This is a genomic window from Acinetobacter sp. P1(2025) (assembly GCF_051390655.1).
GTDB lineage: Bacteria > Pseudomonadota > Gammaproteobacteria > Pseudomonadales > Moraxellaceae > Acinetobacter > Acinetobacter junii.
Window position 1 is genome coordinate 35,472 of the sequence record NZ_JBPKBJ010000030.1, and the last position, 7,046, is coordinate 42,517.

Genomic DNA, 7,046 nt, shown 5'->3' on the forward strand with positions numbered 1-7,046 from the left:
GATTAATTCAATAAATAACTTTCTTCTATGCCACATTCTTTTACAAAGAGCTCATCATGAGAAACTAAGATGACGGAGCCATGAAATGAACGGATAGCACGAGCTAAAAGTTCTCGTGATTGTATATCTAAATGGTTGTCTGGCTCATCTAAGAGTAAAAGTTCAACTGTTTGGAATTTCAAAGCAACTAAAGCGACCTTTAATCGCTCACCACCACTTAGAGAACTTATTGGAGCAAATGATTTTTCTCTACGAATTTGTAGATTTCCTAAAGCTGTTCGTATTTGTTGCTCAGATAGATTTGAGTCAATACTTTTAAGAAACTCATAAGCGGATATATTTTGATTGAGTAAACAAAAATTCTGATCTAAATATACTAATTTCGCATTTGAATAGATTTCTCCAGCTATAGGTTTGATTAAACCTTGAATAGTTTTAAGAAAAGTCGATTTACCGCAACCATTTACACCCCTCAAATGTATTTTTTCTCCTGCTTTAATCGCAAGCTGAATTGGATTTGTACTGGCGTAAGCTATTTTTAATTCATAACAGCGTAATATTTCTCCTGATATTTTTGTAGGTTGTGTAAACTCAAAAGATTGTGATTTGTAATATTCCAGTTGATGTTGTTTATGCTGTAACTCATCTTTCGCTTGAGTAAGCTGTTTGATCTGTTGTTTTTTTAGTTGAGAAAGTGATTGTTCAGATTGCTCCTTTTTTGCATCAAGTAATATTGTCGCTTGAGATCCTGATGCTCTTAATTTCTCACCTGTTTTCTTTCTTTTTGTGCTTTCATTTGGCTTTGATGTTGTTGCTCTTTAAGTTGTTTCAAATCACGCTTTTCTTGTAGAACTGAATGAGATAATGCTTGTATTTGCAACTGATGTTGTCGGTGATATAGATCATAATTTCCTCCATAGTAGTGCAAACCTAAGTGGTTTAAATTGAAAATACCTTCTACATGAGCGAGTAGTAGGCGATCATGACTAATTATGAATCCGCCTGTTGGATGTAGTTCCATTTGCTGAACGAGCCATTTTCTTCCTTGCGTATCCAAATGATTACTCGGTTCATCTAGTATTAAATAATGATCTTTAAGTAAGAATAAACGACATAGTGCAAGTTTAGTCTTTTGTCCTTCACTTAATTGATTTGTACTTTTACCTAGATCAGTGGGTAAGTCTGCACTTTCTAATAGTTGTTGCCATTCATAAGGTAAATGCCAAAGATGTTCAACTTGATCAAAATCAGTCAATGTTGCAGTCCCATTATTAATGCGTTCAAAACAAAAATATAAGTCTTCTATTTCCAGTGTCTCAGCAATAGTCGCTGATTGGATACGTTGAAACTGGTGAAGATGTTGATGTGGGTGTAACCAAGATATTTGACCTGAATAGGGTAGAGTTGTTTTTTCTCCATAAAGAATAGACATCAGAAGAGATTTGCCTTGTCCATTTCTTCCAATTAAACCAGTGAATTGTCCAATTGGAAGTTGGAAAGATAAATTAGTAAATAGTTTGCTTTGTGCTAGTTCTAGCGATAAATTTGAAACGACACATGCCTGTTGAGTCATAAGAAACCTCATAAACAGGATATGCAAAAATAGATCGAAATCAGTTTTAGAATATGAGTGGTTAAACCATAGATAAGTCTATTTTGCACATCAAAAAAGAAATTGAATTTGATGATGTAAAATAGGACTTACTTCATTGGCGTATACTCGTGGTGATGGATTTTTGTGCTATTTTATTGGAGCATCACTAAAAGATCAATTACTGTCTATTTTTTAGATAAAATTAAAAAAACATAAAAAGTGCTTGTCAAATGCAGAAATAGTGCGTAACTTAGAACTAAGGAACAGTTTTTAAGATATTTGAAATAAACATGTTAAAGCATACTGTAAACACGAACGCATACTTTTACTTTTGGCAATATATCTAGTTGCCTGATGCGTTTCGGGCAGCGAAAGGGTTGCCCAACCAGTTAATACCTGATCGGCAACACCGATCAGGTTTTTTTATGCTTTAAGATTCATTAATTTAGGAGAAATACTATGTATACATCAAACATTTCATATTTTAGCAAGATTTCTTGGTTTTACTTTGCAAAAAAATCAACATCACTTAGATCACTCTTGCTCAAATAAATACTCGGGCTGATTTCAGTCCAAAGGAAATGAAAATGAATGCTTTAAATACTGCTTTGAAACAATCATCACAAACGCAAATAAAAGAATCAATGCTTAGCTTGCCATCACAACTCAAAGCGCAGTATCCATTGTCTGCAAATTTAGTGCAGCAAATTTCAAAACATCGTCAAACGATTCAGAATATTTTATCTGGTCATGATCCTCGACTTATGGTGATTACAGGTCCATGCTCGATTCATGATCCTATCGCAGTACTTGAATATGCTGATCGCCTACAAAAACTCCAAGAAAAAGTTAAAGATCAAATATTTCTTGTAATGCGTGCTTATATTGAAAAGCCACGTACAACAGTTGGCTGGAAGGGTTTTTTATATGATCCAAACCTAGATGGATCATCAGATTTACAATTGGGATTAGAAAAATCTCGTGAGCTATATATTCAGCTTATTGAAAAAGGTTTGCCGATCGCGAGTGAAATTTTAAGTCCGATGGCAACAGGTTATTTTGATGACTTGCTGGCTTGGGGAGCGATTGGGGCACGTACAAGTGAATCTCAGATTCATCGTGAGATCGCAAGCCATATGCCATATAGTATTGGTTTTAAAAATGGTACTGATGGTTCGATTCAGATTGCTTTGGATGCAATTCAATCTGCTTTAAATGGTCATCAATTCCTTGGAATGACTCAGCAAGGTTTACCTGCTATTTTGCATAGCAATGGCAACCCTTTACCGCATTTAATTTTGCGTGGTTCAAACCATGGTACAAATTATGATTTGGCTTCAATTCAAGCGATGCACTTTAAACATAAACATTTGCCTGCATTAGTAATTGATTGTAGTCATGGCAATAGTGGTAAAGACCCATTACAGCAACCAAATGTACTTAAACAAATTATTGCAGAGCGTGCGGAATCCAAAGTACGTGGTGTGATGATAGAAAGCCACTTGGTTGATGGAAATCAGAAGATTTCATGTAATATGACTTACGGTCAGTCGGTAACGGATGGTTGTTTAGGTTGGGATAAAACTGAACAAGTTCTCTTGGAAATCGCTGAGCAAATGAGATCTTGATTGATTATAAAAAAGCCAATCTTGTTGATTGGCTTTTTTATTGTATTTTTTATGCAGCATCTAATGAATTACTACTAAGAAAACGCCCAATTTCTTGAGAGAATTTTCTTGGTTCAGTAATTAAGGGAGTATGCCCTGAACGTTCAAAATAGATCGTTTTAGCATTTGCTAGACTATTAGCAACTAAAGTTTGTCCAGTTTCAGGATAAAGTGTAGAGTCACGACCAATAAAGAAGGTTGTTGGGCACTCTAATTGACTGATGGCATCACGGTAATCTTCATCATGATTCAGATAATTTTCAACATACCAAAGTAAATAGTCTAGTCGTTGAATAGGTAGTAAATACTTTTGTAAAACTGGTCGATTTAATGCCAGTTTAAAGATTTTTGGACTATAAGCATTATTGCTTTGTAACTCAATAAATGCACCCCAAAGACTTACAAGTTGATATCGAATGTCTTTAGGTAAATCTTCAAGCCTTTTTGCAGACTTATAATCCAATAAAAGTGTTTGAATATCGAGAAGTAAACTTTTGAATTGAGAATACTTTGTCCCAAATAGACCATATTGCCAAGTATCATCAACAGCAATTTTTGGTGTTTGATCAATATGAAGGTAGGCTTTAATTTTTTTAGTTAAATCACCATGTTTCATTCCATGCATAGCAGTCGTTGCACCCATAGAATATCCCATCAGGATAAACTGGTCTAAATTAAGCAGTTTGATGAGTGCGTCTACATCATTCCAATGGCTTGAGATAGCATCCATTGATGGAATTCCACAATTTTTAGAGCCGCCGAATCCTCTCCAATCTGGGATAATAAATTCATATTGATTGCGATTGGAAAATAAAAAAGGTAGCCATTGCCAGCTTTGCATACCAAGTCCTGATAAGACGAGTACAGGTTCTCCTTCGCCAACACGTCGTACAAATAATTTTTCTTTATCAGGCATGGTGTAAAACGGCATTATTTTTCTCCAATCTTGTCCGCTTCCTCAAACTTTTTGAGCTGAGGGATCATTTTCTCTAACCATTTTATCCATTCATTTTCTTTAATAATACCGAGTTCAAGAATCATTTTATGAATAAACAAAATACGATTTGTTGGCTCGTTATTTTTAAAGTCTTTGTCATGAATGGCTTGGTACAATTTTAACTTCTCTTTGTGTAACTCTAAGTGGCGAATCAATTCAGGTAATATCGTATTGCCACCTAATTGTGCTTCAGCCCTCAACCTAACCATCAAATCATCTCTTAGTTGCGCGGGTTCACTTTGTTGCTCGATCCATGCAGCTAATTGTATGCGACCTAATTGTTCGACTTGATATGTTTTTTTACGACTGTTTGTTGTTTCTTCTTCAATGGTTGATATCCAACCTTTTTTGAGCATTCCATTGAGTTCACGATAAATTTGTTGATGTGTCGCGTTCCAAAAGAAGCCCATAGAGCGATCAAAACGACGAGCAAGTTCGAAACCAGTGCTTGGTTTTTCTAATAAACTCGTCAATAAAACATGGGCAAGAGACATAAACATCCAAAAATAAAATGTGACTATTAAGATTATGCAAAATGTTGCATAAAAATCAAATATTGTTTATAACTTTATGCAACAAGTTGCATTAGCAAGCAGATTGCTAGCCATAGGAGAATTTATGTCAGCTTATCCACATTTACTTCAGCCACTTGATTTAGGCTTTACGACTTTAAAAAACCGCGTGCTTATGGGGTCTATGCATATTGGTTTAGAAGAAGCGCCACAAGGCTATGAACGTATGGCAGCATTCTATGCTGAACGTGCAAAAGGTGAGGTTGGATTAATTGTTACAGGTGGTGTATCTCCAAACGATGATGGTGTTGTTTTTGCGCATGGAACAAAATTAGATTCAATCGAAGAAGCAGAAAAACATAAAGTGATTACCCAAGCTGTACATGATGCAGGTGGTAAGATTGCTATGCAAATTCTTCATACAGGGCGCTATTCTTATCAAGCAAATAACGTTGCACCTTCTGCAATTCAGGCTCCAATCAACCCAATTAAGCCAAAAGCATTAAGTTCTGCAGAAGTCCAACAAACCATTGATGACTTTGCGAATTGTGCAAAATTAGCACAATATGCAGGTTATGATGGCGTAGAAATCATGGGCTCAGAAGGCTACCTGATTAATGAGTTTATTGCCGCACGTACCAACCATCGTGATGACGAGTGGGGTGGTAGCTACGAAAATCGTATCCGTTTTCCAATCGAAATTGTTAAACGTACGCGTGATTTAGTGGGCGAGAACTTTATTATTATTTATCGGTTATCTATGCTCGATTTGGTAGAAGGTGGTTCTAGCTTAGAAGAAGTGATTCACCTTGCTAAAGAAATTGAAAAAGCAGGTGCAACAATTATTAATACAGGGATCGGCTGGCATGAAGCACGTATTCCAACGATTGCTACAAAAGTACCTCGTGCTGCATTCACTTGGGTAACCGAAAAACTTAAAGGAAGTGTATCTATTCCATTAATCACTTCGAATCGTATTAACACACCTGAAATGGCTGAGCATGTTTTAGCATCAGGTCATGCTGATATGATTTCAATGGCTCGTCCTATGTTGGCGGATGCAGAATTTGTATTAAAAGCTAAAGAAAATCGTAGTGATGAAATCAATACCTGTATTGGTTGTAACCAAGCATGTTTAGACCATATTTTCTCTATGAAGATTGCGACATGTTTAGTCAATCCGCGTGCATGTTATGAAACTGAACTAATTTTCAAGGAAACAAATGCCGTAAAAAATATTGCAGTAATCGGTGCAGGGCCTGCAGGGTTGAGTTTTGCAACTTATGCAGCTAGCCGTGGTCATAAAGTTAAAATTTTTGATTCAAGTAATCAAATTGGTGGACAGTTCAATATCGCTAAAACGATTCCAGGAAAAGAAGAATTTTACGAGACACTGCGCTACTTCAAGCGTCAAATCGAATTACAACCAAATATTGAGTTGGTATTGAACCATACAGTAACTTATGAAGAGTTAAGCAAAGCAAACTATGATGAAATTGTTGTTGCTACTGGTGTAACACCACGTCAATTACAATTTGAAGGCATTCATCATCCAAAAGTTCTAAGTTATATCCAAGTACTTAAAGAGCGTGTACCAGTAGGAAAACGTGTAGCGATTATTGGTGCTGGTGGTATTGGTTTTGATACTGCTGAGTATTTAAGTCACGAAGGTGAAAGCGGTAGCTTAAACCCTGAAAAATTCTATGCAGAATGGGGAATTGATACAGCGTACGAGCATGTTGGTGGTCTGAAACAACCTGAACTTGAAAAATCTGAACGAGAAATTTATTTATTACAACGTAAATCTTCGGCAGTAGGTGCAGGTCTGGGTAAAACAACTGGCTGGATTCACCGTACAGGCTTAAAACACCGCGATGTAAAAATGATCGCAGGTGCAAGTTATGACAAAGTAGATGATCTAGGTTTACATATTACTGTTGATGGAAAAACAACAGTATTAGAAGTTGATAACGTTGTAATTTGTGCGGGCCAAGAATCATATACAGCGATGTATGATCAACTCAAAGCTGATGGTAAAAATGTTCATCTTATCGGTGGTGCAAAAGAAGCAGGCGAGTTAGATGCCAAGCGTGCAATTCGTCAAGGTGCTGAACTAGCAGCAATTCTATAATAAATAAAAGGGTGTTTTCTATTTTAAGAAAAGGCTTTGTTGCACAAACCTATCTGTAAAGGCTTTTTCAGCGATATAATTTTCAAATGAAGAAGCCTACACACAAAATCTACCGCACAACCAATTGGCCCGCATATAACCGAGC

The 7,046-nt window shown here is 36.2% G+C and carries 4 protein-coding genes and 1 pseudogene; 2 read left to right on the top strand and 3 right to left on the bottom strand.

All coding sequences use genetic code 11. From position 1 onward, the window contains the following. Positions 1 to 2 precede the first annotated feature (2 nt). Positions 3 to 1,573, bottom strand: a pseudogene (locus ACSC97_RS09390) (ATP-binding cassette domain-containing protein). 608 nt (positions 1,574 to 2,181) lie between these two features. Between ACSC97_RS09390 and ACSC97_RS09395 the strand changes: the two are divergent. Next, positions 2,182 to 3,222, top strand: a complete 1,041-nt coding sequence (locus ACSC97_RS09395; protein ID WP_039047343.1) for a 3-deoxy-7-phosphoheptulonate synthase — start codon at positions 2,182 to 2,184, stop codon at positions 3,220 to 3,222. 49 nt (positions 3,223 to 3,271) lie between these two features. On the opposite strand, the gene ACSC97_RS09400 is transcribed toward ACSC97_RS09395, so the two are convergent. Then, on the bottom strand, positions 3,272 to 4,192 hold the full coding sequence (locus ACSC97_RS09400; protein WP_004911317.1) for an alpha/beta fold hydrolase: 921 nt from the start codon (positions 4,190 to 4,192) through the stop codon (positions 3,272 to 3,274). Continuing rightward, positions 4,192 to 4,752 carry a PadR family transcriptional regulator gene (locus ACSC97_RS09405; RefSeq protein WP_099948622.1) on the bottom strand — a complete coding sequence of 187 codons (561 nt, stop codon included), beginning with the start codon at positions 4,750 to 4,752 and terminating at the stop codon, positions 4,192 to 4,194. The genes ACSC97_RS09400 and ACSC97_RS09405 overlap by 1 nt, the downstream gene beginning before the upstream one ends. A gap of 124 nt (positions 4,753 to 4,876) precedes the next feature. On the opposite strand from ACSC97_RS09405, the gene ACSC97_RS09410 reads away from it, so the two are divergent. Further along, the gene (locus ACSC97_RS09410; RefSeq protein ID WP_436660599.1) at positions 4,877 to 6,901 is read left to right on the top strand and encodes an FAD-dependent oxidoreductase; all 2,025 of its coding nucleotides are present in this window, start codon (positions 4,877 to 4,879) and stop codon (positions 6,899 to 6,901) included. Positions 6,902 to 7,046: the final 145 nt, after the last annotated feature.